Source organism: Parafrankia sp. BMG5.11 (assembly GCF_004337455.1).
Map to the genome: position 1 here is coordinate 142,217 of NZ_SJXI01000007.1, position 22,676 is coordinate 164,892.

Here is a 22,676-nt window from a genome sequence, read left to right on the forward strand (position 1 = left end):
GGGACGAAGGGCGACACCAGGCGAAACGACGGCCGCCGGGCAGGGCGGGCAGGCGTCGGCACGGTGACCACGCCGCACAGCACATCACGACACTCTGACAAGATCGCCAAAGCACGGACGAGGTCGGCGCCGATGGCACGGAAGTGCTGTCAGCGCGACGACACCGGCACCCTTTGGAGCAGCACAAAGATGAGTACGAATACCACCAAAAGTGTCGAAACAGCTGCGAGTCGACGTCGGAACGTGGCAGTTTCACCGAGCATGACGGACGACGACGTCCCGGCCGGTCATTCCACGCGGACCGCGCCGGAGGCCCAGGGGGCATCCACCGGACGACGGGCACGACGGCCACAGGCCGACGCCTCGGCCCCGGCGCGGGCGGTCACGGCACCACGCCCACGAGCCGGCACGGCGGACGGCCCCGGCGATGACGGTAGCGTCGCGACGGTGACCGGCCCGTTCGCCAGGACGGCCGGCGACGCCGTCGCGGGCGGCGGCGAGTACGCCGGCCGGGTCGCCTTCGTGACCGGATCCGGCTCGGGAATCGGCGCCGCCTGTGCCCGCCGGCTGGCCGCGGCCGGCGCCTTCGTCGTCCTGGCCGACCGGGACACCGTCGCGGCCAAGGAGGTCGCCGGCGAGATCGAGGCGGCCGGCGGCACCGCACTGGCGGTGGCGGTCGACGTCGCCGACCCGGAGTCGGTCGCCCAGGCCGTCGCCACGGCGATCGAGGCCGGTGGACGGCTCGACCTCGCGGTCAACAACGCGGGCATCGCCACCGACCGGGCCCCGCTGGAGGACATCTCCCTCGCCGACTGGGACCGGGTTCTCGCGGTCAACCTCTCCGGCGTCTTCTACAGCATGCGCGCCGAGATCCCGGCGATGCTCGCGGCCGGCGGCGGCTCGATCGTCAACATGGCCTCCGTGCTGGGCACGGTCGGCCTACAGGGCACACCGGCCTACGTCGCCGCCAAGCACGGCGTGATCGGACTCACCAGGGTGGCCGCGCTGGACAACGCGACGCGCGGAATCCGGGTCAACGCGGTGGCACCCGGGTTCATCGACACCACGATGGTCAGCTCACACCGCGGGGCGCGCTTCTTCCAGCCGATGAACCGGCTGGGGACCGCCGCCGAGGTCGCCGAGGTCGTCCACTTCCTGCTCTCCGACCGCGCGTCCCTGGTGACCGGCAGCGTCTACTCAGCTGACGGAGGGTTCACCGCCCGCTGATCGCACAGGCGGGCCCCAGCCGACCGGAGTCGGTACCGGCCCGGGCCCCAACGCCGGCTGAACCCCGGCGTCGACCGGGGATCAGCGCAGGTGGAGGCCCAGCAGCTGGTGGAGATCGGCGCCAGCCGAGGATCAGGCTGGCGCAGAATCAGGGCCGGCACGGAATCAGGGCCGGTCAGGGCGGGTGACGCCGTCCCAGCGGGCTGCCGCGAGATCGACCCGATCACCGCCGGGCCGCAACGGGGTGCTGTCCGCGCGCAGGCGTCGCAGTGCCTCGGCGGGCGCGGCGGGGTTCGGCTCCCCGGACGCGCGAATCACCCGGTGCCACGGGACGTCGTCCTCGTGACCGTGCCGTGAAAGCACCGCGCCCACGGTGCGCCCGGTGCCGGCGCCGACGAACTCGGCGACGTCACCGTAGGTCATGACCTTGCCGGCCGGTATCCGGGTGACGGCCTCAAGGACGGCCATCGCGTGGGGGCTCGGCCTTCCCCCGATGTGGATCCGCGTCGCGACACCCGCCGAAACGGTGTCGGGAGACCGCCCCCGCCGAGGCCCGCCGGGCCCATCCGTCGCCCGCGCCATGCCCACCGACCTCCCCAACGCGTTTTCTCCGGGGCTCGCCCTTCCCCGTGCTCGGCCAGCCTCCCCGAGGCTGGTCTCGCACAGCCCAGATTCCTCTCAGCCCGGAACCACGGATTCCCACCCGCACCACCAGATCGCCATCTAGCGGACAAACACCCCATCCGGCGGGGTTGCCTGCTCGCCCTTTGGCATCCTTCTCGCCCTTCGGGAGCGGAATCCGCCGAGATCGACCCCCGAAACGGCGAGGACGGAATCAAAGGGCGAGGACACGATGGTCCGCAAGGCCTCCGGCACGACCGTGGCGGGTGAGTGCGGCTGTGCCGACGCACTCACCCGCCACAGATCTTCCGGGCGCACGCCCACCCAGGAGACGCGGGGGCTGACGGTTGGGGAGACGGATCAGTAGACGGGGAGGGTCTTGTCCACCTGGGTGGCCCAGGCGGTCACGCCGCCCTGGACGTGGACGGCGGTGGCGAAGCCGGCGCCCTTGAGGGTCGCGAGGGCCTCGGCTGAGCGCACCCCGCTCTTGCAGTAGACGACGACCCGCCGGTCCTGGGGCAGCTCGGCCAGGTGCGCCGGCAGCTCCCCCTTCGGGATGAGGCGCGCGCCGGGGATCCGCACGATCTCCCACTCCGCGGGCTCACGGACGTCGATCAGCTCGATCGGCTCGCCGCCGTCCAGCATGGTCCTCAGCTCGGCGGCGGTGATCGTGGAGCCGGCCGCCGCGAGCTGGGCCTCCTCGGAGACCACGCCGCAGAACGCCTCGTAGTCGATGAGCTCGGTGATCGACGGGTTCTTCCCGCACAGCGGGCACTCCGGGTCCTTGCGCACCTTGATCGTCCGGTAGGACATCTCCAGGGCGTCGTAGACCATCAGCCGGCCGACGAGCGGGTCGCCCACCCCGGTCAGCACCTTGATGGCCTCCGTGGTCTGGATCGACCCGATGGAGGCGCAGAGCACACCGAGGACACCGCCCTCGGCGCACGAGGGGACCATGCCCGGCGGAGGCGGCTCGGGGTAGAGGCACCGGTAGCACGGGCCGTGCTCGGCCCAGAAGACGCTCGCCTGACCGTCGAACCGGTAGATGGAACCCCACACGTAGGGCTTGCCGAGCAGCACGCAGGCGTCGTTGACCAGGTAGCGGGTCGCGAAGTTGTCGGTGCCGTCGACGATCAGGTCGTACTGGGCGAAGATCTCCATCACGTTGGAGGTGTCCAGCCGGGTCTCGTGGATCACCACGTTGACCAGCGGGTTGATCTCCCGGACAGAGTCGCGGGCGGACTCGGCCTTGCTCCGGCCGACGTCGGACTGCCCGTGGATGATCTGGCGCTGCAGGTTCGACTCGTCCACCACGTCGAACTCGACGATGCCCAGCGTCCCCACCCCGGCCGCGGCCAGGTACATCAGGGTCGGCGAGCCCAGGCCACCCGCACCGACGGCGAGGACCCTCGCGTTCTTCAGGCGCTTCTGCCCGTCCATCGCGACGTCGGGAATGATCAGGTGCCGCGAGTACCGGCGGACCTCGTCGACGGTCAGCCCCTCGGCGGGGGAGACCAGGGGCGGTAGTGACACGTTGCTCCTCGCCTTCTCTGTCGTACCACCCGACGATGCCACAGCCGCCCGGTCCGGCAGCCGTGATCGGCGGTTCGCGCGACCGCCGACAGCCCACCGATCTCCGGACGGGCCGCCGCAACGGGCGCTCCACATGGTGCAGCGCGTCCCCGGGCCCGGGTGTTCCCCACCCCGCCCGGGACGTCCGGCACCCGCGCGGGGGTCAGGCCGAGCGGCGGGTGGGCCGGGAGCTGACGACCTCGTCGGCCGCCGTGTCCGCCTTCTCCTTCCGGCTCCGGCTCGGCTGGCCCTTCCGGGCCCCGGCCCGGGCGGAGCCAGCCCCGGCCCGGGCGGAGCCAGCCTCGGCCGGGGCCGCCCGCGCGGAGCCGGAGCTCTGGCCGTCACGGCCGGTCCGGGCCGCCTCGATGCTTGCTCGCAGCGCCGCCATCAGGTCACCGGCCGCGTCGACGCCGGGCTGCTCGGAGGGAGGTGCGACGACGTCCCGGCCGGCGATCTTGGCGTCGATCACGGCCTGGAGCGCCTCGCGGTACCCGTCGCGGAACTTCGTGGGGTCGAAGTCGGCGGCGAGGGTGTCGATCAGTGAGCTCGCCATCGCCAGCTCCTGCGGCCGGACGTCCACCTGCTCGTCGAGGACGTCGAACTCGGGCTCGCGGACCTCGTCCGGCCACAGCATTGTTTCCAGGACGAAGACGTCGTCGCGGACCCGCAGCGTCGCGAGCTGCTCGCGCTGGCGCAGCGCGATCTTGACCAGTGCGACCCGCCCCGAGCCGGCGAGCGCGTCGCGCAGCAGGACGTACGGCTTGAGGCCGGTGCGGTCCGGCTCGAGGTAGTAGCTCTTCGCGAAGTAGATCGGATCGACCTGCTCGAGGGGGACGAACCCCAGCACGTTGATCGAGCGGGACGTCGTCAGCGGCAGGTTCGTGAAGTCGTCGTCGGTGAGGACGACCATCTCCCCGTCGGGGAGCTCGTAGCCTTTCGCGATGTCGGCGTAGGCGACCTCCTCGCCGTCGGTCGCGGCGACCCGCCGGTACCTGACCCGAGCGCCGTCCGAACGCCTGACCTGGTGGAACGAGACGTCACGCTCCTGGGCCGCGGGGTAGAGCCGGATCGGGATCGACACCAGACCGAAAGAGATCACACCCTTCCAAATCGAACGCATGTTCACCCCTCACGTCGACTCAACCCAATAGTGACCCACCAGAAGCCCACTGGGAAGCCACGCGGACGAAACGTCGCCTGCGGCCCCGTCGACGGGAATCGACGCGGTCGGTGGGGGTATCGGTGACACGCACCACCGGAAGACGCCGACCAGCCCGAGAGACCGACCAACGCCGAGGGAGACACCCGATGAGGTCACCGACCGACCCCCCGCTGGACGTCCCGGACGCCGACGCCGCCGAGCAGTCCCGGGAGCTTCGCCCGTCGGGGACGACGCAGGCGGGGCTCGTCGAGGGCGCTCAGGGCACCCAGGCCCGCGAGGTCGACGAGTTCGACGCGGTCGAGCAGAGCATCGTGGTCGACCAGGACGACGAGGAGGAATACAGGTAGGCCCCGGTCGGAGCCGGCATCCGGGGGGCGGCCGACCATCGCGGGTACTGTTGGCCACATGTCTGCGCGGCCGCGCACCGACGGCTCGCGCCTGATCGACCTAGCGTCTGATCGACCTAGCGTCTGATCGACGATGCCGGTGACCGACGGGGAGGTACGCCGGTGACAGCCGAGCCCGCGGCGCCACAGTCGCGGCCGGGCCGAACTCCTCGGCTCCCCCGCACAGCGCGCCGCTTCCAGCTGCTTGGGGCCGCCCGCGAGGTGTTCGTCGCCCAGGGCTACCACGCGGCCGCGATGGACGAGATCGCCGAGCGGGCCGGGGTGAGCAAGCCGGTGCTCTACCAGCACTTCCCCGGCAAGCTCGACCTCTATCTCGCGCTGCTCGACGAGCACTCCGAGAAGCTGGTCTCGGCCGTGCGCGCGGCGCTCGCCTCGACCACGGACAACCACATCCGGATCGAACGCTCGATCCGGGCCTACTTCGACTTCGTCGCAGACCCCAGCGGCGCGCACCAGCTCGTCCTGGAGTCCGACCTGCGCAGCGAGCCGGCCGTCCGGCAGCGGGTGGAGAACACCTCGGCGCAGTGCGTGCGCGCGATCGCCGCCACCATCGTCGCGGACACCGGGCTCCCCCAGGAGGAGGCCGACCTGCTGGCGATGGGGCTGGTCGGGCTGGCCGAGTCGGGCGCGCGCTGGTGGCTGCTGCGCGAGGGGCGGGTGTCGAAGGAACGTGCCGTGGAGTCGCTGGTCGAGCTCGCCTGGCGTGGCATCGCCGGTTACCCACAGCAGCCCGCCACCGAGGCGCCCTGACCCGGCCGCCGGCGCGGACGTGTGCCGGCAGCGAACAGCGCTCCACAGCACCCGAACGACGGCCCGCAGGCCATAGTGTGGGCGCTGATCGTCCGTCGGCGGCGGTGGCCGTCGCGGAGAAGTGCCCCTGGAAACTCGACCACGCGGAGGTTATCGAGTGGAGGTCAAGATCGGGATCAAGCACGTCGGTCGTGAGCTGGTACTGGAGAGCACCCAGTCACCGGACACGGTCGCCGCGCTGATCAGCGAGGCGGTCGACGGCAAGACCGGACTTCTCACCCTCGTGGACGAGAAGGGGCGTCGGGTCGTCGTGCCCGTCGACGCGCTCGCCTACGTCGAGATCGCGGAGTCCGAATCGCGTCGGGTCGGCTTCGGCACCGCCTGACAGACCAGCAGACCGGCGCGGCGTCGGCCCCTCGAGGCGAGATGTGCCCTCACCGTCACACCTCACCTCGACGGCCGGCGTCCGCATCCGGGCGGCCCCATCCCGGCAGCCCGGTCAGGTCCCCGCTCCCGCGTTGGTCAGGTCTCCCCTAGGCGGAGAGGCCGAGCGCCGACATCCGCCGGCCGTGCGCGGCCATGATGCGGTTGAAGATGCCGGCGATCTCCTGCAGGTCCCCGACGCCGGCGAGCAGGCCGGTCAGCGCGTCCCGGTCCACCGCGACCCGCTGGGCCTGTGTCAGCGCCTCCCCCACCAGCCGGCGCGCCCACAGCGCGAGCCGGCCCGCCACCACCGGGTTGGTCGCGATGGCGGCCCGCACCCGCTCGACGGCGAACGCCGCGTGGCCGGTGTCGGCGAGCACGCTGAGCACCAGGGCACGCGCCTGCGGAGCGAGCCGGCCGGCGATCTCCCGGTAGAAGTCCGCCGCGATGTTGTCTCCCACGTACGCCTTGACCAGGCTCTCCAGCCAGTCCGACGGCGCGGTCAGGTTGTGGAACGCGGTCAGCGCCGGCACGAACGGCCCCATGGCCTGCTCCAGGTCGACCCCGAGCCGGGTCAGCTCGCGCTCGATGGCCTCGAAGTGCGCGAACTCGGCCGCGGCCATCCGGCCGAGCGCGATCTTGTCCGCGAGCGTGGGGGACATACGGGCGTCCGTCGCCATCCGCTCGAAGGCGGTCAGCTCGCCGTACGCGAGCAGGCCGAGCAGGTCGACGAGCGCCGGGTCGGCGGTGCCGGGCACGGCGAGCGCGGGGTCCGCGGCGACCGGCGCGCCGGTCGCCTCAGTTGCGTCGGTCACATCGGTCGCATCGATCGCCCCGTTCACATCAGCGGGAAGGGTTCCGGTCCGGGTCTGCGAGGTCTGCGCCACAGCGCGATTCTGGCACCCCGCGGCCCGCGCACCGCGGCGCGAGCCCGGCCCGGCGCTTGGTGCCACGGCTCGGCAACCGCACCCCAACAGCGTCGAGCGCCCTGGTAGCGGCTCCGGCGGCGGCCCGGAGTCCGGCCCGCGCGACGGCGCCGCCCGGTGCCCGCGCCGGGCGGCGCCGGCACCTGTGAGCCCCTCGACGAACCCCTTGGACGTCAGCGTTCGCGGAGGCTGTGGGCGAGAACGTTGCAATATCACACCCGCTCGGGGCGAGACACGGGTTATCCTGGGGCTAGCCGGTGGTCATCACACCACCCAGCCATCAGGCCGCTGATCGACTGGCGCCGCCCCGACACCGGGCCGCAGGCGCCGCGCGGCACATCGCGAGCGGGTTCAGCGTAGGACACCGCTCAGAGCAGACCAGGAGCGTCCCGCTGTCCGTCACAAGCACACAAACGCCCGACAACGAACCCATCAGCGACGGCTCTGACACCGCGAGCCCGGCCGAGACCCCGAGTCTGGCCGACACCCCGCGTCTGGCCCCCACCTTCGCCGAGATCGGCGTGCGGGCCGAGACAGTCGCCGCCCTGGCGGAGGTCGGCATCATCCGGCCGTTCGCCATCCAGGAGCTCACCCTCCCCCTCGCCCTCGAGCGCACCGACATCATCGGGCAGGCGCGGACGGGTACCGGCAAGACCCTCGCCTTCGGCATCCCCATCGTCCAGGTCGTCACGGCGCCGGACGAGGGCGCGGACGGCCGCCCGCAGGCGCTCGTCGTCGTCCCCACCCGTGAGCTGTGCGTGCAGGTCACCGCGGACATCGCCCGCGCCGGCCTCGGCCGCGGGCTGCGCGTGCTGTCGGTGTACGGCGGCCGCGCCTACGAACCCCAGCTCAGCGCGCTGCGCGCCGGCGTCGACATCGTCGTCGGCACGCCCGGGCGCCTGCTCGACCTCGCCCGTCAGAAGGCGCTCGACCTCGCGGGCGTGCGCGCCCTCGTGCTCGACGAGGCAGACGAGATGCTCGACCTCGGCTTCCTGCCCGACGTCGAGCGCATCCTCGCGTTCCTGCCGGAGCAGCGGCACACGATGCTGTTCTCCGCGACGATGCCCGGGCCCGTCATCTCGCTCGCCCGCAGGTTCATGACCCGTCCGGTGCACGTCCGCGCGGAGCAGCCCGACGAGGGCCGCACCGTCCCGAACACGCAGCAGCACGTCTTCCGTGCGCACGCGCTGGACAAGATGGAGGTGCTCGCGCGCGTCCTGCAGGCGGAGAGCCGCGGGCTGGCGATGGTGTTCGTCCGCACCCGGCGCACCGCCGACAAGGTCGCCGAGGACCTGGCCCGCCGTGGCTTCGCCGCGGCGCCGGTGCACGGCGACCTCGGCCAGGGCCAGCGTGAGCAGGCGCTGCGCGCGTTCCGCGCCGGCAAGGTGGACGTCCTCGTCGCCACCGATGTCGCCGCGCGCGGCATCGACGTCGGCGGCGTCACCCACGTCGTGAACTATCAGTGCCCCGAGGACGAGCACGCCTACCTGCACCGAATCGGCCGTACCGGCCGGGCCGGCGGCAGCGGTGTCGCGGTCACCTTCGTCGACTGGGACGACCTGCCCCGGTGGACGCTGGTCAACCGGGCGCTGGCGCTCCCGTTCGAGGAGCCGCTGGAGACCTACTCCACCTCGGAGCACCTGTTCGAACTGCTGGCCATCCCGGCCGGGGTGAAGGGCACGCTGCCGCACTCGGCGCGGACCCGGGCCGGCCTGGCCGCCGAGGAGATCGAGGACCTCGGTGAGAAGGGCCGCGGCACCCGCCGCCGCACCCGCGAGCGGGAGGACGAGCGTCCCACCCGCCCGGCCCGCGCCCGGGTCCGGCAGCGCACCCGGGGTGCCGGGGCGGCCGCGGCTGCCACCGGCCTCACCGTCGCCGACGACTCGCAGGCCGACGGCCCGGCGCTCGACGGCCAGGCCGGCCTCGACGACGGCCTCACCGGCACCGTGGACGTACCCGTCGCGCCGGTCCGCGCCATCAGTGGCGACACGGCCCGCGGCGACGCCGTCCTGAGCGAGTCCGACGAGGACACCGCCACCGACCCGACAGCCGAGCCCGCCCGACGCCGGCGGCGTAGGCGCGGCGGCCGGGGGCGCGGCACGGGCACCGTGCGCGACACCGACGTGGAGTCGATGGACGACGACGCGGCCGGTCCCGGCGCCGACCACACTCCCCGGGCCGAGTCGGCCTGACCCGCCAGCCCGCCAGGGCCCGCGCGGCATGCTTCGGCGTGCCGCGCGCTGGTCACGGGTGGGACCGCAGCGTGAGCCGCACCCAGCTCGGCCGCCCGCAGGCGGGGCAGCGCAGCAGCGACGGGTGTCCTAGCGGCAGCGGGAGATGCACACTCGGCATCAGCACCCACAGCGCCCGCCGCAGGCCGATCGTGCTCGTCCGGCCGCAGCGGGAGCAGGTGACCGCGAGGCTCGTGCCGCGCGGGCCGGGCGGGCGCACCCCGCTGTAAAGGGCCCGCTTGCCGTGCGCGTCCCGGCCGATCGCCGTCGTCGGCCGGCCGGAGGAGCCGGGGCCGCCGACCGGCGCCGGCCCGGACGGCCGGCCACCCGCCGGCTCCGGCCCGGCCAGTCCGGAGGCGCTGCGCAGGCCGCTTTTCGCCGTCCCACGGTGGCGGAGCCGGTCGAAGCCCGCAGACGCGCCCGCGCTCACACCGCCGCGCCCGAGACGGCGGCGTCCGGCCCGACGGCAGCAGAAGCGGCGGGAGCGGCGAGAGGTACCGGCACGCCCGCGATCGCCCGGGCGTGCGTGCGGTACGCCTCCGCTCCCTTGGAACGGCCGGCGGTGGTGAGAATCGACCGCCCCAGGCCCGGCGCCTCGGCGAACCGCACCGACCGCACCACCGGCGGCTCGAGGATCTTCACCTCGTAGCGGGAGGCGACGTCCACGACCACGGCCCGGCTGTGCGCCGTGCGCCCGTCGAACAGCGTGGGCAGGACCCCGCGAACCCGCAGCCGCGGGTTCGTCAGCCGCTGAACGTCCGCGACGGTGTCGAGGAGCTGGCCGACCCCGCGGTGCGAGAGCGTCTCGCACTGCATCGGGATGACGACCTCGTCCGCCGCGGTCAGGCCGTTGATGGTCAGCACGCCGAGCGAGGGCGGGCAGTCGACGAGCACGAAGTCGTACCCGGCGGCGATCTCGACGAGGGCCAGCCGCAGCGCGTGCTCGCGCCCGGTGCGCGAGAGCAGGATGGCCTCGCAGCCGGCGAGTTCGATGGTGGCGGGCAGCAGGTCGCTGCCGTCAGGGGTGGACCGGATCACGATGCCCGCGGGCAGCCGTCCGAGCAGCACGTCGTGGACGGACAGCTCGAGGGAGTCCGGGTCGAGCCCGAGGGAGAACGTCAGGCAGGCCTGCGGGTCCAGGTCGACGAGCAGGACGCGGCGGCCGAGCTCGCACAGCGCGGCGCCGAGGCTGGCCACCGAGGTCGTCTTGGCGACGCCACCCTTCTGGTTGGCGACAGCGAGAACCCGGGCCACACCGAGCAGTGTGCCTACTTTGCCCGGCTGATCACAACACCCTGCGTGACCGAGTCGCGCGCCGGCGGTGACCCCCGGGGCGAACCCCCGCAAGCGGGCGGCATTTTCGCCCACCGAAGCCGACATGTCCGCCAGCCGGCGGTGCCCGGGCCGTGTTCTGGGCGTGTCGCGCGGGCAGGGCGTACCCGGGGCGAGGCGGACCCGCGTTGTACCGCGCGCGGCCGCCCGACCAGCCGGACCATGGACCGGATACGCCGGGCACCAGTGCGGCCGCGCCGACCAGAAGGAGTCACCTGAATGCTCGAGGCCGCCGGTTACCTGCTCGTGGCCGTCCTGCTGATCGCCGGTAACGCGCTCTTCGTCGCCGCCGAATTCGCGCTCGTCGCCGTCGAGCCGCACCAGGTCGAGGAGGCGGCGAACACGGGCGACCGCCGCGCCGGAATCGTCCTGCGGGCGGTGCGCTCGCTGTCGTTCCAGCTCTCGGGCGCGCAGCTCGGCATCACGGTGACCTCGCTGGTCGTGGGCTACATCGCCGAGCCCGCCGTCGCCACGCTGCTCGAACCGCTACTGGACGTCGCCCACATCCCTCCGTCGCCGCGCGAGGTCACCGCGATCGTGCTGGGGCTGGTAGTGGCCACCGTGACGCAGATGGTCTTCGGTGAGCTCGTCCCGAAGAACTGGGCGATCTCCGAGCCGGTGCGGGTCGCCCGGGCGGTCGCGCCGGCGCAGGTCATGTTCTCGCGGGTGTTCCGGCCGCTGATCACCGTCCTGAACGGTTCGGCGAACGCCCTGCTGCGGGCGATGGGTGTGGAGCCCCAGGACGAGCTGCGCAGCGGCCGGTCGTCGGACGAGCTGAGCTCGATCGTGGCGTCCTCGGCCGAGCACGGCACCCTGCCCGTCACCACCGCGGCCCTGCTGAGCAGGTCGCTGCGCTTCGGCGACCGGCGGGCGTCCGACGTGATGACCCCGCGGGTGCGGACGGTCTTCGCCGGGGCGGGCACCTCGCTGGCGGAACTGCTGCGCCTCGCCGAGCACACCGGGCACTCGCGCTTCCCCGTCCTGCGCGAGGACGACGAGATCGGCGAGGACGGGTACGGCGTGGTCGGCGTCGTCCACGTCAAGGACGCGTTCGGAGTCCCGGCGCCGGAGCGGGCGCGGCGGACGGTGCCGGAGATCATGGTCGAGCCGCTGCTGGTGCCCGCGTCGCTGCACTGCGAGGTCCTGCTGCGCCGGCTGCGGCGCGGCGGCCTCCAGCTCGCCGTCGTCATCGACGAGTACGGCGGCACGGACGGCATCGTGACGATGGAGGACCTCGTCGAGGAGCTCGTCGGCGATGTCGACGACGAGCACGACCGCCCGGCACCACCCGACGTGGTGGCCCTCGGCGCCGGCCAGTGGATGTTGTCCGGGCTGCTCCGCCTCGACGAGGTAAGCGAGGCGACCGGAGCCCGCCTGCCCGCCGGCCCCTACGAGACCATCGGCGGGCTCGTCCTGGCCCGCCTCGGCCGGCTGGGAAGGCCGTGTGACGTCGTCCAGGTCGAGGGCCATGAGCTCGTTGTGGCCTCGGTCGACGGCCACCGGATCGACCGGGTACGCCTCAGCCCCACGGAAGCCACGGACGGGACACCCGCCCGGGCGGACGCACCCGGGCATGCTGGTACGTCCGAGCATGCTGGGACGTCCGAGCACGCGGGCAGGTCCGGGCACGCTGGCACGTCCGAGCGGGCGGGCGACCGATGAACCTGCTGGCTGTTCTCGCCGGCGTGCTGCTGCTCGCCGGGAATGCGTTCTTCGTCGGCGCCGAGTTCGCGCTGATCTCGGCCCGCCGCGACCGGGTCGAGCCGATGGTGGAGGACGGCGACAAGCGGGCGGCGGCCGTCCTGTCGCACATGGAGCACCTCTCCCCCATGCTCGCCGCCACCCAGCTCGGCATCACCGTGTGCTCGCTGGCCCTGGGCGCGGTCGCCGAGCCGGCGGTCGCCCACCTCCTCGAGGCCGGGCTCGAGGCGGCGAACGTCCCCGTCGGCGCCCAGCACGCCATCGCCTTCGTGATCGCGCTGTGCATCGTGGTGTCGCTGCACATGGTGCTGGGCGAGATGGTCCCGAAGAACCTCTCGATCGCCGGCCCGGAGCGCGCGGCGCTCTGGCTGGGCCCGCCGCTGTTCGCGTTCGCCCGGTTCACCCGGCCGTTCATCGCCTTCCTGAACCACTTCGCGAACGCGGTGCTGCGGCTGCTGCGGGTCACCCCGTCGGACGAGCTGGCCTCCGCCTACACCCCGGAGGAACTGGGGGCGCTGATCGGGCAGTCCCGACAGGAGGGCCTGCTGCCCGCCGGTGAGCACGAGCTGCTCACGCACGCGCTCGAACTGTCCGGACGGACCGTCCGCTCAGTGATGATCCCGCTGCCGGAGATCGTCACCGTGCCGTGGACGGTCACCGCCGCCCAGCTGGAGGAGGCCGTGGCCGAAACGGGCTACTCCCGGTTCCCCGTCCGCGCCCCGGGCCAGGACGCCGGTGGCGAGCCAGGCCGTGGCGTGGGGCCCGTGGCGGAGCTGGCCGGCTTCCTGCACGCCAAGGACGTCCTCGGTGTTCCCGAGCAGGAGCGCGACGAGCCGCTGCCGCACCGCCGGCTGCGCCGGATGGCCGAGATCGGGGTCGACCTGCACCTGGACGAGGCGCTCCGCCTCATGCAGCGCACCAACAGCCACCTGGGCCGGGCGGTGGACGCAACCGGCACCACCCTGGGCGTCGTCGCCATGGAGGACGTCGTCGAGGAGTTCGTCGGCGAGGTGGAGGACGCGAGCCATCGCGAGACGGCCGACCCCCGACCATGAACGGCCGGTCCCGCGGGAACGCGGAGCGCCGGGGGCGCGGCCGCGCCCCCACGGGACCGAGCGGCGGGACGAGCGGTCAGCCGGCAGCCGGCGCGGCGGTCTGGATGACCTCGAACGACCAGAGCGTGGCGCCGGACGCGGCCGGCCCACCCGGAGCACCGTGCCCACCCGGGGCGCCGTGGCCGGTGGGAGCACCATGGCCGGCGGGAGCGGCACCCGAACCGCCGGGCTGGCCGCCGGGGTGGCCCTGGCCGGACGACGCCTCCACCCCGGCCGCCCGGTGGCCCTCACTGAACGCCATCGAGGACTGCCACTTCTGGAAGTCCTCCTCGCTGCGCCACCGGGTGTAGACGAGGTAGGTGTCGGTTCCCTCGAACGGGCGCAGGAGCTCGAACCACTCGAACCCGTCCGCCTTCTCGACCATCCCGGCCCGCCCGGCGAACCGCGACTCCAGGGTCTCCCGCATCGCCGGGGGGACCGTGAGGACATTGATCTTCACGACGCTCATGACCGTCACGGTAGTGCGCCGTGCCGCGCCGTGACACGGTCGATCCCCACGTGTGGCGCATGGCCGTGGCCGGGGCCGGGGCCTCGGCACCATCCCCCACCCGGACGGGTACTACAGTCGGCGAGCGTGTCCCGACTTCCCCGGCTGGCTGTGGTCATCGACGCCGGTTCCGGTCCCGGCGCACCGCCCCCCGGTGCCGGCACAGCCGCACTCATCGCCCTGGTGGACGGCGGACTGGACGGCATCGGCGTGATCGCGGGTGACCCGTCCTCCCCGCCGGCCCGGGAGGCCGCCCGCACGCTCGGCGAGTTCGGCATGGCCGACCGCCTCACCATCGTCCCCGGCCCACTGGTGCTACGCACCGGCCCGGACGGCGGTCGCCCGTTCGCACTGGACATTCCCGACCCAGCCGGTGTTGGCCTGGCTGGTGTCGGCCTGGGGCTCGCCCGCCAGGACGCGGTCGTGTTCGTCGGCGCTCCGCCGCCGGCCGTCCCGCCGGCAGGCGATGAAGGCGAGCCGGGCCAGGTGAGCGCCCCGCGGTCCTGGAGTGAGGAGTACTTCTTCGCCGGGGTGTTCCACCAGGAGGTGGAGGGGCTGTACCGGGTCTCGGCCGAACCTGAGCTGGCCGCCGCGCAGGGCCGCTGGATCGGTGAGTACCTGCGCGGGCGCTACCTGCTGCCCTCCCGCCCGGCGATGGTGAGCGCGTCGGGACGGTCCGCCGGCGGACCGCCGGCGGACCACGCCGGACAGTTGCGCCGCCGTCTGTACCTGCGCGCGCTCACCCGGGAGGTGCGCCGGGGACACGCCCGCGCCGCGTCCGCCGGCTACCCGCTGCCGGTGCCAGCCCACCGGGACTAACGCGGACCAGTGCCACACCTGCGAGGGGTCGGAGTGGCACGGGCTTGATCCGTGTTACGGGTGGGCCGCCCGGGTGCGCTCGAGCAGTCGCAGGCGGTCCGTCGCCGCCCGCAGCGTCTCCAGCCGCTTCGGGAAACCGAACCGGACGATGTGCCGACCGTCGGCCGGATCGGCGTAGAAGGACGATCCCGGGACGGCTGCGACCCCGAGCTCGCTCACCAGCCGCCGCGCGAAGGCGACGTCGTCGCCGGCCGGATCCAGGTCGGTGGTGTCGCACATCACGTAGTAGGCGCCGTCCGGTGGACGGAGGGCGAACCCGGTGTTCTCCAGCGCGCCGCACAGGAGGTCACGGCGCACCCGGTACTCCTGCGCGAGCCCGGCGTAGTACTCGGGCGGCAGTCCCATCGCGGCGACGCCGGCGGCCTGCAGCGGCGCGGCGGCGCCGACGGTGAGGAAGTCGTGCACCTTGCGGATCGCCTCGGTGTAGGAAGCGGGGGCGACGGTCCACCCGACCCTCCAGCCGGTGACCGCGTACGTCTTCGACAGCGCGTTCACGGTGACCGTGCGGTCCTCCAGGCCCGGGACGGTCGCCGGCGGGATGTGCCCGCCCGGCCCCAGGTAGTGGATGTGTTCGTAGATCTCGTCGGTGAACACCAGGATGTCGTGCCGCTGGCAGAGCTCCGCGATGAGGGCGAGCTCGTCGGCGCTGAACACCTTGCCGGTCGGGTTGTGCGGGGTGTTGACGACGATCGCGCGGGTCCGGTCCGAGCAGGCCGCGCGCAGCTCCGCCGGGTCGATGGACCAGTCCGGGCCGTGCAGGCGCACCAGGCGGGGGACCGCGCCGGACAGGATCGAGTCGGGGCCGTAGTTCTCGTAGAACGGCTCGAAGAACACGACCTCCTCGCCGGGGTCGACCAGCGCCAGCATCGCGGCGATCATCGCCTCGGTGGAGCCGCAGGTCACGCAGATCTCGGTGTCCGGGTCGACGGTCCAGCCGGGATAGGTGCGGCCGATCTTCGCGGCGATCGCGGCCCGGAAGTCGGCCGCTCCCCAGGTGATCGCGTACTGGTTGACGTCGGCGTCGATGGCCGCCTTCGCGGCTTCCTTCAGCTCGGTCGGGCAGGCGAAGTCCGGGAAGCCCTGCGCCAGGTTCACCGCCCCGTGCCGCAGCGCGAGCCTGGTCATGTCCCGGATCACGGACTCGGTGAAGGTCTGCGCCCTCCCCGAGATCCGCATCGCCGGGCCGGACGCCCCGGCGGTCACGTCCCGCTCGCGGCCCACCCGCGGCGGCTGGTCTGTCGTCTCCTCGGCCACGGACACATGATGGCGCGCGGCCTCAGCGCGCAGCGCCCTCGGCCACGCCACGCAGCGCTGAGGCCGCAGCCGCCTGCGCCGGCCAGCTGGCCTGGCCGACGGGCGGCGGCACAGACGGCGACACAAGGGACGTCGCCCCGGTCCCCACCCCCCTTCCCGCCCCTGCCGCGGCCATGGCCGCGGCCGCCGCGGGGAAGAAGGCCGCGCCGAGCGGGAACGCCGGGTCGGACAGGATTGCCGGGTCGAGCGCGATGGCTGTGCCGGGCATGACAGCCGAGCCGAGCGACGCGGCCGGACCGGACGAGAAAGCCGAGCCGGACAAGAAAGCCGGACCGGACGAGAAAGCCGGACCGGGCGGGGAACCGCCGGGGCCGGAGTGCGGGCCGGCCCCGGCCGCCCCCGGGCGCGCCGGGTCGGGCGCGGGGGCGCCGGGCGGCGGGCACACGCGGAACTCGGAGTGCCGCCGCCACACGGTGAGTTGGCACAGACCCGGCTCCACCGTCCAGGTGCGCCGGTCGAGATGGTCCTCGATGCGGACGGGCAGCCTGGTCACCGGCTCGGCGGCGCGCCAGTGACTCCAGGCGTGCGCGGCCTCCCAGCTCGCGAAGACGCCGACAAACCGGCCGTCGCCGTCGAAGACCTGGAAGCGACTGGCCTCCGCGGCGGTGCCACCGACGCCGGCGTGAGCGCCTCCCGCGGTCCCACCAGCGTGGATCTCCTCCCGGGCAGGGCCGCCGTGGCCGCCCGCGAACGCGGCTCCGGCCGGAGCCGGACCGTTCGGGCTCGCGGCGCGCGAGCTCGGATCACCCACCATCACGATCACCCCGTCCGATGGTTCGCCACCCGCCACGATCATCGGCGAGCCCGACACCCAAAGCAAGATACCGGACACTTAGTGTCAGACAGGGACGCGAGCGCCGCACATGCATTCACGATGATTGTGCATCCATTGTTCCCGCCCTCCGTCCGCTTATGCTGAGATCATGACGCTCAGGCTACATTGCCACGCGAAAAGTCATATTTAGCGAACTATTTTAGTGAATACAAGCGCCACGTAGTGGTCCGGCCGCGAAAGCAGGCATCCTGCCCCGCGCGCACGCCGCCGGCCGAACGGTTCGGTGAACAGGCGGTCACAACGCGGACAGTGACCGCGAACGGTAACCGCGCGCGGCGACGACGCGCACCGCACCTACGCAAACAGTGACAGAGAGGCACCATGTCCGAGCACACCAGCGGGGGAAGCCCCACAGTGCGCCGTCGGCGGCTCGGCGCCGAGCTCCGCCGACTTCGGGAACAGGCCGGCCTGTCGGCGGACGACGCCGCGCGCCATCTCGAATGCTCGCCCTCGAAGATCAGCCGGGTCGAGACCGGGCGGACACCCGCTCGCCTTCGCGATGTGCGCGACCTGCTTGACCTGTACAAGCTGCAGGACACGCCCCGGCGGCAGGCGCTGCTCGACCTGGTGCGCCAGTCGAAGGAACAGGGGTGGTGGCAGTCCTTCGGCGACGCGGTGCCGGAGTGGCTGGAGACCCTGATCGGCCTCGAGGGGGACGCGCAGGCCATCCTCACCTACGAGTCGGCACTCGTCCCCGGCCTGCTGCAGACCGAGGAGTACACCCGGGCACTGGCCATGGACTTCGACCGTGACGGCTCGCCGTCCGAGGCCGAGCGGACGGTCGCACTCAAGCGGGAGCGCCAGAAGCGGCTGAGCCAGAGCGGCTGGCCGCAGGTCCGGGTGATCCTCGACGAGGCGGTGCTGCGCCGGCCGGTCGGCGGGCCTGACGTGCTGCGCGGCCAGTTGGAGCACCTGCTGGCCGAGGCGGACCGCGGCCGGGTCACCATCCAGGTGATCCCTTTCGAAGCCGGCGGCTACCAGGCCCAGGGCTTTCCGTTCACCCTCTTCGAGTTCCCGGACGCCCGAGACCAACCCGTGGTCTATCTCGAAGAACTTGCCGGCGCGATGTACTTGGAAAAGGCGCACGAGGTTCAGCGCTATAAGGTCGCCTTCGAGAAACTGCGGGCCTGCGCTCTCGGTCCTGACGAGGCAGGCGCCATGATCATGCGCATAGTCGAGAAGGTGAAACAGGAGTGAAGGCTTACACGGGCGGCATCGCTGCAGGCGACGTCGAGACCCTCCATTGGCGGACCAGCAGCTACAGCCAGCCGCGTGGCAACTGTGTCGAATGGGCGCCCGGAACCGGCTCGGCATACGTACGCGACTCCAAGGACCGCGCCGGCGGAACACTGGAGTTCTCCGAGCAGTCCTGGTCGTCGTTCGTCAGCGCTGTCCGCACCGGAACGCTGAACTGACCGCACGGACATCCCACGGGGTCGCCGCGCGGTGATCCCGGATTCGGTCGGAGGGACCGGCACCAATCTGTCCGGTTGGCACCGGTCCCTCCTGCTGTTCAAAGGACAGGCCCTGGGTCAGGCAGGCCCTGAGTTCAGACAGGCCCAGTGTCAGGACGTCAGATCGAACTCGCCGTCGGTGAGCCCCGCGGTGAAGGCGCCCCACTCGTCGTCGGTGAACAGCAGGACGGGCCCGACCGGCTGGTCGGAGTCCCGCATGGCCATGCCGCCGGGGATCCTCGCCACCTCCACCCGGTTGGCCTCGCCGCCGTCGGCCTGGGCGGAGCGCCACGAGGCGGTGGCGAGATCGTGCTCGGAGAGGGCTAGTTTGCGCGGCACCATTACGGCTCCCGAACTGGTCAGAGCGGATGGGACGCACGGCCGTCAGGGCAGGCGACAGCCCTGCCCCAGCCGCGCCACCCCCATCGGAAGCTTAGAAGCCACAGCCCCGGGCCAGCACGCAGAGACTACGGCGAGTCACCAAGATTGCAGCAAACTGCCAGCCTCCGGCCTGCCCTACTCGGCCAACGCCGCCCAGGGCTCCCGGTCAGGTGAGACCGCCCGCCCCTGCGGGCAGTGCCGCCGGAAGTCACACCAGGAGCACAGCGGCCCGGGGCTGGGTGGGAAGGCGGTGTCCCCGTCCGCGCCGGCGCGCAGCCGTTCGGTCGCCTCGGCCGCGTCCCGCGCGACGGACTCGGCGCGCCGCACGTGCCGGGCCGTCGACTCCTCGGTGTGCTCGGCGACGGCGACCGTTCCGGTCGGGAGATGGTGCAGCTCGACCCGCCGGCACGGCCGGCGCAGCATCCGCCCCGCGGCCAGGGCGTAGAGGGCCAGGGCCGAGGACCCGCGCGCGTCATCGTCCGTCGGCGCCCGCCGCCCGGTCTTGTAGTCGACCACAACGAGCTCACCGCCGCGCTCGTCCAGGCGGTCGACCCGGCCATGGAAGGCCAGCATGTCTGTCCGGGTGGCTACCTGGCGTTCCACCGCCCGGGGCTCCGCAGCCGGGTCGATACCGGCGGTGTAGGCCTCGACCATCCCCGCGGCCCGCTCCCGCCAGGCCGCGGACTGCGCACCGTCGCGAAAGCCGTCCTCGACCCAGCTGGTGCGCAGCAGCGTCCCGGCCCGCTCGGGGGTGCGCGCCGGCAGGGGGACGTCCCACCAGCGGTGCAGCGCGTTGTGCACGCTGACGCCGACCGAGGTGTGCGCCCACGGCGGCCCCTTCGGCGGCGCCGGCCGGTCAAGGTAGGTCATCCGGTACCGGCGCGGGCAGTCCTCGAAACTCGCCAGACGTGACGGGGTACAGGAGAACAAGCGGCGGGGCATCTCGGCCAGCTCCATCTGGTCCATTCGGCGATCATCTCACCGCGCCGGCTCACGCCTGGCCTCACATCCGCCCGTTCTGGACTCCGCGGCCCCCGCGGTGGCATGCTCGACACATGGAGTGCGGTGGGCCACACGTGCGCACGGCTCAGCTGGCGAGGGTCGCCCGGCTGGCCGGGGTCGCGCGGCCGTGTCTCGGCCTGGTCGGCCTTCTTCCACCGCGACCCTTTTACGGGGGCCGGGTTCGGTCCCCGCTCGGCCGCTGATCCCACGCGGCTCCGCGCCAGACCACAGCCCGGCAACACCCGGGCCCCTAGTGGCGCGGGCTGCCGGGCCCGACCGAAGGGCCCACCTGTGACGAACGCCGTCGACGCCGCTTCCGGCTCCGCCGCTTCCAGCTCGGCCGCCGCACCCGCCGACGCCCAGGCCGCCATCCCCCAACCCGGCACCGACCCGTCCGCGCCGCTGACGATCGCCTCCATCGACGAGGGACGTCAGCTGATCGACGACATCGACGCCAAGCTGCGGGCGCTCGTGGCGGCCCGCAAGGAGCTGTCCCGGCAGGTCCAGGCGCTGCGCGCCGAGGAGGGCGGGCCGCGCATCCAGCACGGACGGGAGAACGAGATCATCGCCAGCTGGGCGGACGGCCTCGGCCCCCGCGGCGTCGAGATCGCCGTCGCAGTGTTGACCCTCTGCCGCGGCAACCTCCCCTAGCCTCCGGGCGGCGGGTCACCGCCGGGCGGTCGGGCTGGCGGGCTCAAGTGGTTGGCGCCGGCAGGCCCGACCGCTCCGTTCGGCACGGTGCCCAGGTCCTCGCGCCGGCGCCGGCGGTCCCGCCTGTCCCGCCGGCCGCCGTCGGCGCGGGTGCCGTCGAGGTCCGCGAGCAGGATCTTCAGCTCGGCCCGGAGGAAGTCCCGGGTGGCGAGGTCACCGATGGAGATCCGCATCGCGGCCAGCTCGCGGGCCAGGTACTCCGTGTCGTCCTGGATGCGCACCGAGGCCTCCCGGTCCTGCGCGAGGTTCGCGCGGTCCCGGTCGTCCTGCCGGTTCTGCGCCAGCAGGATCAGCGGCGCGGCGTACGCGGCCTGCATCGACAGCGCCAGCGTCAGGAAGATGAACGGGTAGTTGTCGAACCGCAGCGACGGCGGTGCCGCGAAGTTGTAGACCAGCCACAGCACGACCACGATGGTCTGCACGGCGATGAACCGCGCGGTGCCCAGGAACCGCGCGATCCGCTCGGCGGCGCGGCCGAACGCGTCCGGCTCGTAGCTCGGCCGGATGTGCGCCCGGCGCGACGCCCGCGGCTGGTCGAGCCGCTCCCCCCGACGCCGCAGCAGCCCGCTCATGTGGCCGCGGGAGCGGTACCCACCTCACCGCGCCCGCCCGGCTCCGGGTCGCCGGCCGGCGGAGCGCTCATCGCCCCCGGCGGCATCTCCTCCTCGCCGTCCGGGTTGGGCTGGCTCTCCCGCCAGTCGGACGGCAGCAGGTGGTCCAGCACGTCGTCCACGGTCACCACCCCCACCAGCCGTCCCGCGTCGTCGAGGACGGGCGCCGCCACCAGGTTGTACGAGGCCAGGTGGCGCGTCACCTCGGGCAGAGGGGTATCCGGCCGCAGCGGGGTGATGTCGACGTCGATCACCCCGCCGACCAGGGTGCTCGGGGGCTCGCGCAGCAGCCGCTGGAAGTGCGCGAGGCCCAGGTACCGCCCCGTCGGCGTCTCGTAGGGGGGGCGCACGACGTACACCTGGGCGGCCAGCGCCGGCGAGAGCTCCGGCTCGCGGACGCGGGCCAACGCCTCGGCGACGGTCGCGTTCGGGGCGAGCACCACCGGTTCGCTGGTCATCATGCCGCCCGCGGTGTCGTCCGCGTAGACGAGCAGGCGGCGCACGGGTGCCGCCTCCTCGGGTTCCATCAGGCGCAGCAGCCGCTCGGCCTCGTCGGCGGGCAGCTCCCCCAGCAGGTCGGCGGCGTCGTCGGGGCCCATCGCCTCGAGCACGTCCGCGGCGCGCTCGGCGGCGAGGCCACCGAGCAGCTCGACCTGCTCGTCCTCGGGGAGCTCCTCGAGGACGTCCGCGAGCCGCTCGTCGTCGAGCGCGGCGGCGACCTCGGCGCGGCGCTTGCGGGACAGGTCGTGCAGCAGCGAGGCGAGGTCGGCGGGCCGCAGCTTCTCGAACGCGGCGAGCAGGTTCGCCGCGCCCTGGCCCTCCTCCGGCAGCGAGAAGCCGGTCACCTCGTCCCAGCCGACGGTGCGGACCTCGCCACGCCGGCCCCGGCCGACCCGCACCGCCACCTGGTCGAGGACCCAGTCGCCGGTGCGGGTGGGCTCGATCGCCGCGTCGACGACGGTCACCTCACGGCCGGGCGGGCTCGCGGCGCCGGAATCGACCGGGGCTCCCCCGCCGCCCGCGGCACCCTGGCCGCGGGCGGTCGAGTCGGCGTGGGGCTGCAGGAGCGTGACCCGGCGGTCGAGCAGCTCTGCGAGCACGCGCGTCTCGTTCGGCCGCTGCGCGAAGCGGCGCCAGCTCAGCCGGGCGGACGACAGCACCACCGCCCCGGACTCGACGCCCGTCACCCGGGAGATCGGCACGAAGATCGGCCGGCGCTGCACCTCGACGGCCAGCCCGAGCACGCGCGGCGGCTCGTGCCCCAGGCGCAGCGTGACGATCACATCGTGGACCCGGCCGACCTGGTCGCCGTTCGGGTCGAGCACCAGCAGCCCCGCGAGGCGACGGCAGTACACCCGGGCCGGCCCCGGCCGGGCGGTCATCGGGCGGCCTCGGCCGGGACGGCCCGGGTGGTGGTCGGCGGAACCGGGACGGAGGCAGCGCGGAGGGTCAGCGGAGCAGGAAGGGCCGGAGGGGTCACGGGCGGAGGCTACCCGCGCGCCGGCCGGCCGCAACCAGCGAGGACAGTCAGCGGC

The 22,676-nt window shown here is 73.2% G+C and carries 24 protein-coding genes; 11 read left to right on the forward strand and 13 right to left on the reverse strand.

Going from position 1 to position 22,676, the window contains the following annotated elements:
- The first annotated feature begins 261 nt into the window (after positions 1 to 261).
- Positions 262 to 1,227 (forward strand): SDR family NAD(P)-dependent oxidoreductase, encoded by a 966-nt coding sequence (locus E0504_RS05665; RefSeq protein WP_112108612.1) that lies wholly within the window; start codon positions 262 to 264, stop codon positions 1,225 to 1,227.
- A 165-nt stretch (positions 1,228 to 1,392) separates the two neighbouring features.
- On the opposite strand, the gene E0504_RS05670 is transcribed toward E0504_RS05665, so the two are convergent.
- The 3 genes from E0504_RS05670 to E0504_RS05680 all read right to left on the reverse strand — a co-directional run bounded on the left by E0504_RS05670 (position 1,393) and on the right by E0504_RS05680 (position 4,540).
- On the reverse strand, positions 1,393 to 1,809 hold the full coding sequence (locus tag E0504_RS05670; protein ID WP_071059348.1) for an MGMT family protein: 417 nt from the start codon (positions 1,807 to 1,809) through the stop codon (positions 1,393 to 1,395).
- Between the two features lie 399 nt (positions 1,810 to 2,208).
- Complete coding sequence (gene moeZ / locus E0504_RS05675; protein WP_071059347.1) at positions 2,209 to 3,381, reverse strand: adenylyltransferase/sulfurtransferase MoeZ; 1,173 nt, start codon at positions 3,379 to 3,381, stop codon at positions 2,209 to 2,211.
- Between the two features lie 202 nt (positions 3,382 to 3,583).
- Entirely contained in the window at positions 3,584 to 4,540 is a 957-nt protein-coding gene (locus E0504_RS05680) for a Ku protein (protein WP_112108633.1), read from the reverse strand.
- A 188-nt stretch (positions 4,541 to 4,728) separates the two neighbouring features.
- Between E0504_RS05680 and E0504_RS05685 the strand changes: the two genes are divergently transcribed.
- The 3 genes from E0504_RS05685 (at position 4,729) to E0504_RS05695 (ending at position 6,124) form a co-directional block, all read left to right on the forward strand.
- Positions 4,729 to 4,929, forward strand: coding sequence for a hypothetical protein (locus tag E0504_RS05685; RefSeq protein WP_071059346.1), 201 nt, complete (start codon positions 4,729 to 4,731; stop codon positions 4,927 to 4,929).
- A 162-nt stretch (positions 4,930 to 5,091) separates the two neighbouring features.
- Positions 5,092 to 5,739, forward strand: a complete 648-nt coding sequence (locus E0504_RS05690; RefSeq protein ID WP_071059345.1) for a TetR/AcrR family transcriptional regulator — start codon at positions 5,092 to 5,094, stop codon at positions 5,737 to 5,739.
- A 157-nt stretch (positions 5,740 to 5,896) separates the two neighbouring features.
- Positions 5,897 to 6,124, forward strand: a complete 228-nt coding sequence (locus tag E0504_RS05695; protein WP_020458563.1) for a DUF3107 domain-containing protein — start codon at positions 5,897 to 5,899, stop codon at positions 6,122 to 6,124.
- A gap of 148 nt (positions 6,125 to 6,272) precedes the next feature.
- Here the strand turns inward: E0504_RS05695 and E0504_RS05700 are convergent, their stop codons facing one another.
- The gene (locus E0504_RS05700) at positions 6,273 to 7,049 is read right to left on the reverse strand and encodes a ferritin-like fold-containing protein (protein ID WP_083390620.1); all 777 of its coding nucleotides are present in this window, start codon (positions 7,047 to 7,049) and stop codon (positions 6,273 to 6,275) included.
- Positions 7,050 to 7,609: 560 nt separating this feature from the next.
- On the opposite strand from E0504_RS05700, the gene E0504_RS05705 reads away from it, so the two are divergent.
- Entirely contained in the window at positions 7,610 to 9,280 is a 1,671-nt protein-coding gene (locus tag E0504_RS05705) for a DEAD/DEAH box helicase (RefSeq protein ID WP_131622271.1), read from the forward strand.
- A 52-nt stretch (positions 9,281 to 9,332) separates the two neighbouring features.
- Here E0504_RS05705 and E0504_RS50235 read toward each other — a convergent pair whose 3' ends face one another.
- Together E0504_RS50235 and E0504_RS05715 are read right to left on the reverse strand one after the other, a co-directional pair.
- Positions 9,333 to 9,749, reverse strand: coding sequence for a hypothetical protein (locus E0504_RS50235; protein ID WP_165938407.1), 417 nt, complete (start codon positions 9,747 to 9,749; stop codon positions 9,333 to 9,335).
- Entirely contained in the window at positions 9,746 to 10,573 is an 828-nt protein-coding gene (locus E0504_RS05715) for a ParA family protein (RefSeq protein ID WP_235014767.1), read from the reverse strand. The genes E0504_RS50235 and E0504_RS05715 overlap by 4 nt, the downstream gene beginning before the upstream one ends.
- A gap of 297 nt (positions 10,574 to 10,870) precedes the next feature.
- Between E0504_RS05715 and E0504_RS05720 the strand changes: the two genes are divergently transcribed.
- Both E0504_RS05720 and E0504_RS05725 read left to right on the forward strand, forming a co-directional pair.
- Entirely contained in the window at positions 10,871 to 12,313 is a 1,443-nt protein-coding gene (locus E0504_RS05720; RefSeq protein ID WP_131622273.1) for a hemolysin family protein, read from the forward strand.
- Positions 12,310 to 13,407, forward strand: coding sequence for a hemolysin family protein (locus E0504_RS05725; protein WP_112108610.1), 1,098 nt, complete (start codon positions 12,310 to 12,312; stop codon positions 13,405 to 13,407). Before E0504_RS05720 ends, E0504_RS05725 begins: the two co-directional genes overlap by 4 nt.
- 76 nt (positions 13,408 to 13,483) lie before the next feature.
- On the opposite strand, the gene E0504_RS05730 is transcribed toward E0504_RS05725, so the two are convergent.
- A complete protein-coding gene (locus E0504_RS05730) occupies positions 13,484 to 13,915 on the reverse strand; it encodes an antibiotic biosynthesis monooxygenase (protein WP_112108630.1) in 432 nt (143 codons plus the stop codon).
- A gap of 126 nt (positions 13,916 to 14,041) precedes the next feature.
- Here E0504_RS05730 and E0504_RS05735 point away from each other — a divergent pair, with 126 nt between their 5' ends.
- A complete protein-coding gene (locus E0504_RS05735) occupies positions 14,042 to 14,773 on the forward strand; it encodes a hypothetical protein (protein WP_112108609.1) in 732 nt (243 codons plus the stop codon).
- A gap of 54 nt (positions 14,774 to 14,827) precedes the next feature.
- On the opposite strand, the gene E0504_RS05740 is transcribed toward E0504_RS05735, so the two are convergent.
- A complete protein-coding gene (locus E0504_RS05740) occupies positions 14,828 to 16,009 on the reverse strand; it encodes an aminotransferase class I/II-fold pyridoxal phosphate-dependent enzyme (RefSeq protein WP_165938410.1) in 1,182 nt (393 codons plus the stop codon).
- A 100-nt stretch (positions 16,010 to 16,109) separates the two neighbouring features.
- Complete coding sequence (locus E0504_RS51195; protein WP_207912182.1) at positions 16,110 to 16,943, reverse strand: hypothetical protein; 834 nt, start codon at positions 16,941 to 16,943, stop codon at positions 16,110 to 16,112.
- A 360-nt stretch (positions 16,944 to 17,303) separates the two neighbouring features.
- On the opposite strand from E0504_RS51195, the gene E0504_RS05750 reads away from it, so the two are divergent.
- A complete protein-coding gene (locus E0504_RS05750) occupies positions 17,304 to 18,179 on the forward strand; it encodes a helix-turn-helix transcriptional regulator (protein WP_071059338.1) in 876 nt (291 codons plus the stop codon).
- Positions 18,176 to 18,397 (forward strand): DUF397 domain-containing protein, encoded by a 222-nt coding sequence (locus E0504_RS05755; protein WP_020458551.1) that lies wholly within the window; start codon positions 18,176 to 18,178, stop codon positions 18,395 to 18,397. The genes E0504_RS05750 and E0504_RS05755 overlap by 4 nt, the downstream gene beginning before the upstream one ends.
- Positions 18,398 to 18,547: 150 nt before the next feature.
- Here the strand turns inward: E0504_RS05755 and E0504_RS05760 are convergent, their stop codons facing one another.
- Together E0504_RS05760 and E0504_RS05765 are read right to left on the reverse strand one after the other, a co-directional pair.
- Entirely contained in the window at positions 18,548 to 18,778 is a 231-nt protein-coding gene (locus tag E0504_RS05760) for a DUF397 domain-containing protein (RefSeq protein ID WP_071059337.1), read from the reverse strand.
- Between the two features lie 174 nt (positions 18,779 to 18,952).
- Positions 18,953 to 19,783 carry a PD-(D/E)XK nuclease family protein gene (locus E0504_RS05765; protein WP_020458549.1) on the reverse strand — a complete coding sequence of 277 codons (831 nt, stop codon included), beginning with the start codon at positions 19,781 to 19,783 and terminating at the stop codon, positions 18,953 to 18,955.
- Positions 19,784 to 20,110: 327 nt separating this feature from the next.
- Between E0504_RS05765 and E0504_RS05770 the strand changes: the two genes are divergently transcribed.
- On the forward strand, positions 20,111 to 20,470 hold the full coding sequence (locus E0504_RS05770; RefSeq protein ID WP_071059336.1) for a chorismate mutase: 360 nt from the start codon (positions 20,111 to 20,113) through the stop codon (positions 20,468 to 20,470).
- On the opposite strand, the gene E0504_RS05775 is transcribed toward E0504_RS05770, so the two are convergent.
- Both E0504_RS05775 and E0504_RS05780 read right to left on the reverse strand, forming a co-directional pair.
- On the reverse strand, positions 20,467 to 21,102 hold the full coding sequence (locus E0504_RS05775; RefSeq protein WP_112108120.1) for a DUF1003 domain-containing protein: 636 nt from the start codon (positions 21,100 to 21,102) through the stop codon (positions 20,467 to 20,469). The genes E0504_RS05770 and E0504_RS05775 overlap by 4 nt on opposite strands.
- Positions 21,099 to 22,523 (reverse strand): magnesium transporter MgtE N-terminal domain-containing protein, encoded by a 1,425-nt coding sequence (locus tag E0504_RS05780; protein ID WP_112108119.1) that lies wholly within the window; start codon positions 22,521 to 22,523, stop codon positions 21,099 to 21,101. Before E0504_RS05780 ends, E0504_RS05775 begins: the two co-directional genes overlap by 4 nt.
- Positions 22,524 to 22,676 lie beyond the last annotated feature (153 nt).

Excerpts from the sequence above, each read along its gene's own strand:
- E0504_RS05750 (WP_071059338.1), top strand. The coding sequence starts at position 17,304 with ATGTCCGAGCACACCAGCGGGGGAAGCCCCACAGTGCGCCGTCGGCGG.
- E0504_RS05760 (WP_071059337.1), bottom strand. The coding sequence starts at position 18,778 with ATGGTGCCGCGCAAACTAGCCCTCTCCGAGCACGATCTCGCCACCGCC.
- E0504_RS05670 (WP_071059348.1), bottom strand. The coding sequence starts at position 1,809 with ATGGCGCGGGCGACGGATGGGCCCGGCGGGCCTCGGCGGGGGCGGTCT.
- E0504_RS05740 (WP_165938410.1), bottom strand. The coding sequence starts at position 16,009 with ATGCGGATCTCGGGGAGGGCGCAGACCTTCACCGAGTCCGTGATCCGG.
- E0504_RS05780 (WP_112108119.1), bottom strand. The coding sequence starts at position 22,523 with ATGACCGCCCGGCCGGGGCCGGCCCGGGTGTACTGCCGTCGCCTCGCG.
- E0504_RS05680 (WP_112108633.1), bottom strand. The coding sequence starts at position 4,540 with ATGCGTTCGATTTGGAAGGGTGTGATCTCTTTCGGTCTGGTGTCGATC.
- E0504_RS05720 (WP_131622273.1), top strand. The coding sequence starts at position 10,871 with ATGCTCGAGGCCGCCGGTTACCTGCTCGTGGCCGTCCTGCTGATCGCC.
- E0504_RS05765 (WP_020458549.1), bottom strand. The coding sequence starts at position 19,783 with ATGGACCAGATGGAGCTGGCCGAGATGCCCCGCCGCTTGTTCTCCTGT.
- E0504_RS05725 (WP_112108610.1), top strand. The coding sequence starts at position 12,310 with ATGAACCTGCTGGCTGTTCTCGCCGGCGTGCTGCTGCTCGCCGGGAAT.
- E0504_RS51195 (WP_207912182.1), bottom strand. The coding sequence starts at position 16,943 with ATGATCGTGGCGGGTGGCGAACCATCGGACGGGGTGATCGTGATGGTG.
- E0504_RS05685 (WP_071059346.1), top strand. The coding sequence starts at position 4,729 with ATGAGGTCACCGACCGACCCCCCGCTGGACGTCCCGGACGCCGACGCC.
- E0504_RS05730 (WP_112108630.1), bottom strand. The coding sequence starts at position 13,915 with ATGAGCGTCGTGAAGATCAATGTCCTCACGGTCCCCCCGGCGATGCGG.
- E0504_RS05775 (WP_112108120.1), bottom strand. The coding sequence starts at position 21,102 with ATGAGCGGGCTGCTGCGGCGTCGGGGGGAGCGGCTCGACCAGCCGCGG.
- E0504_RS05665 (WP_112108612.1), top strand. The coding sequence starts at position 262 with ATGACGGACGACGACGTCCCGGCCGGTCATTCCACGCGGACCGCGCCG.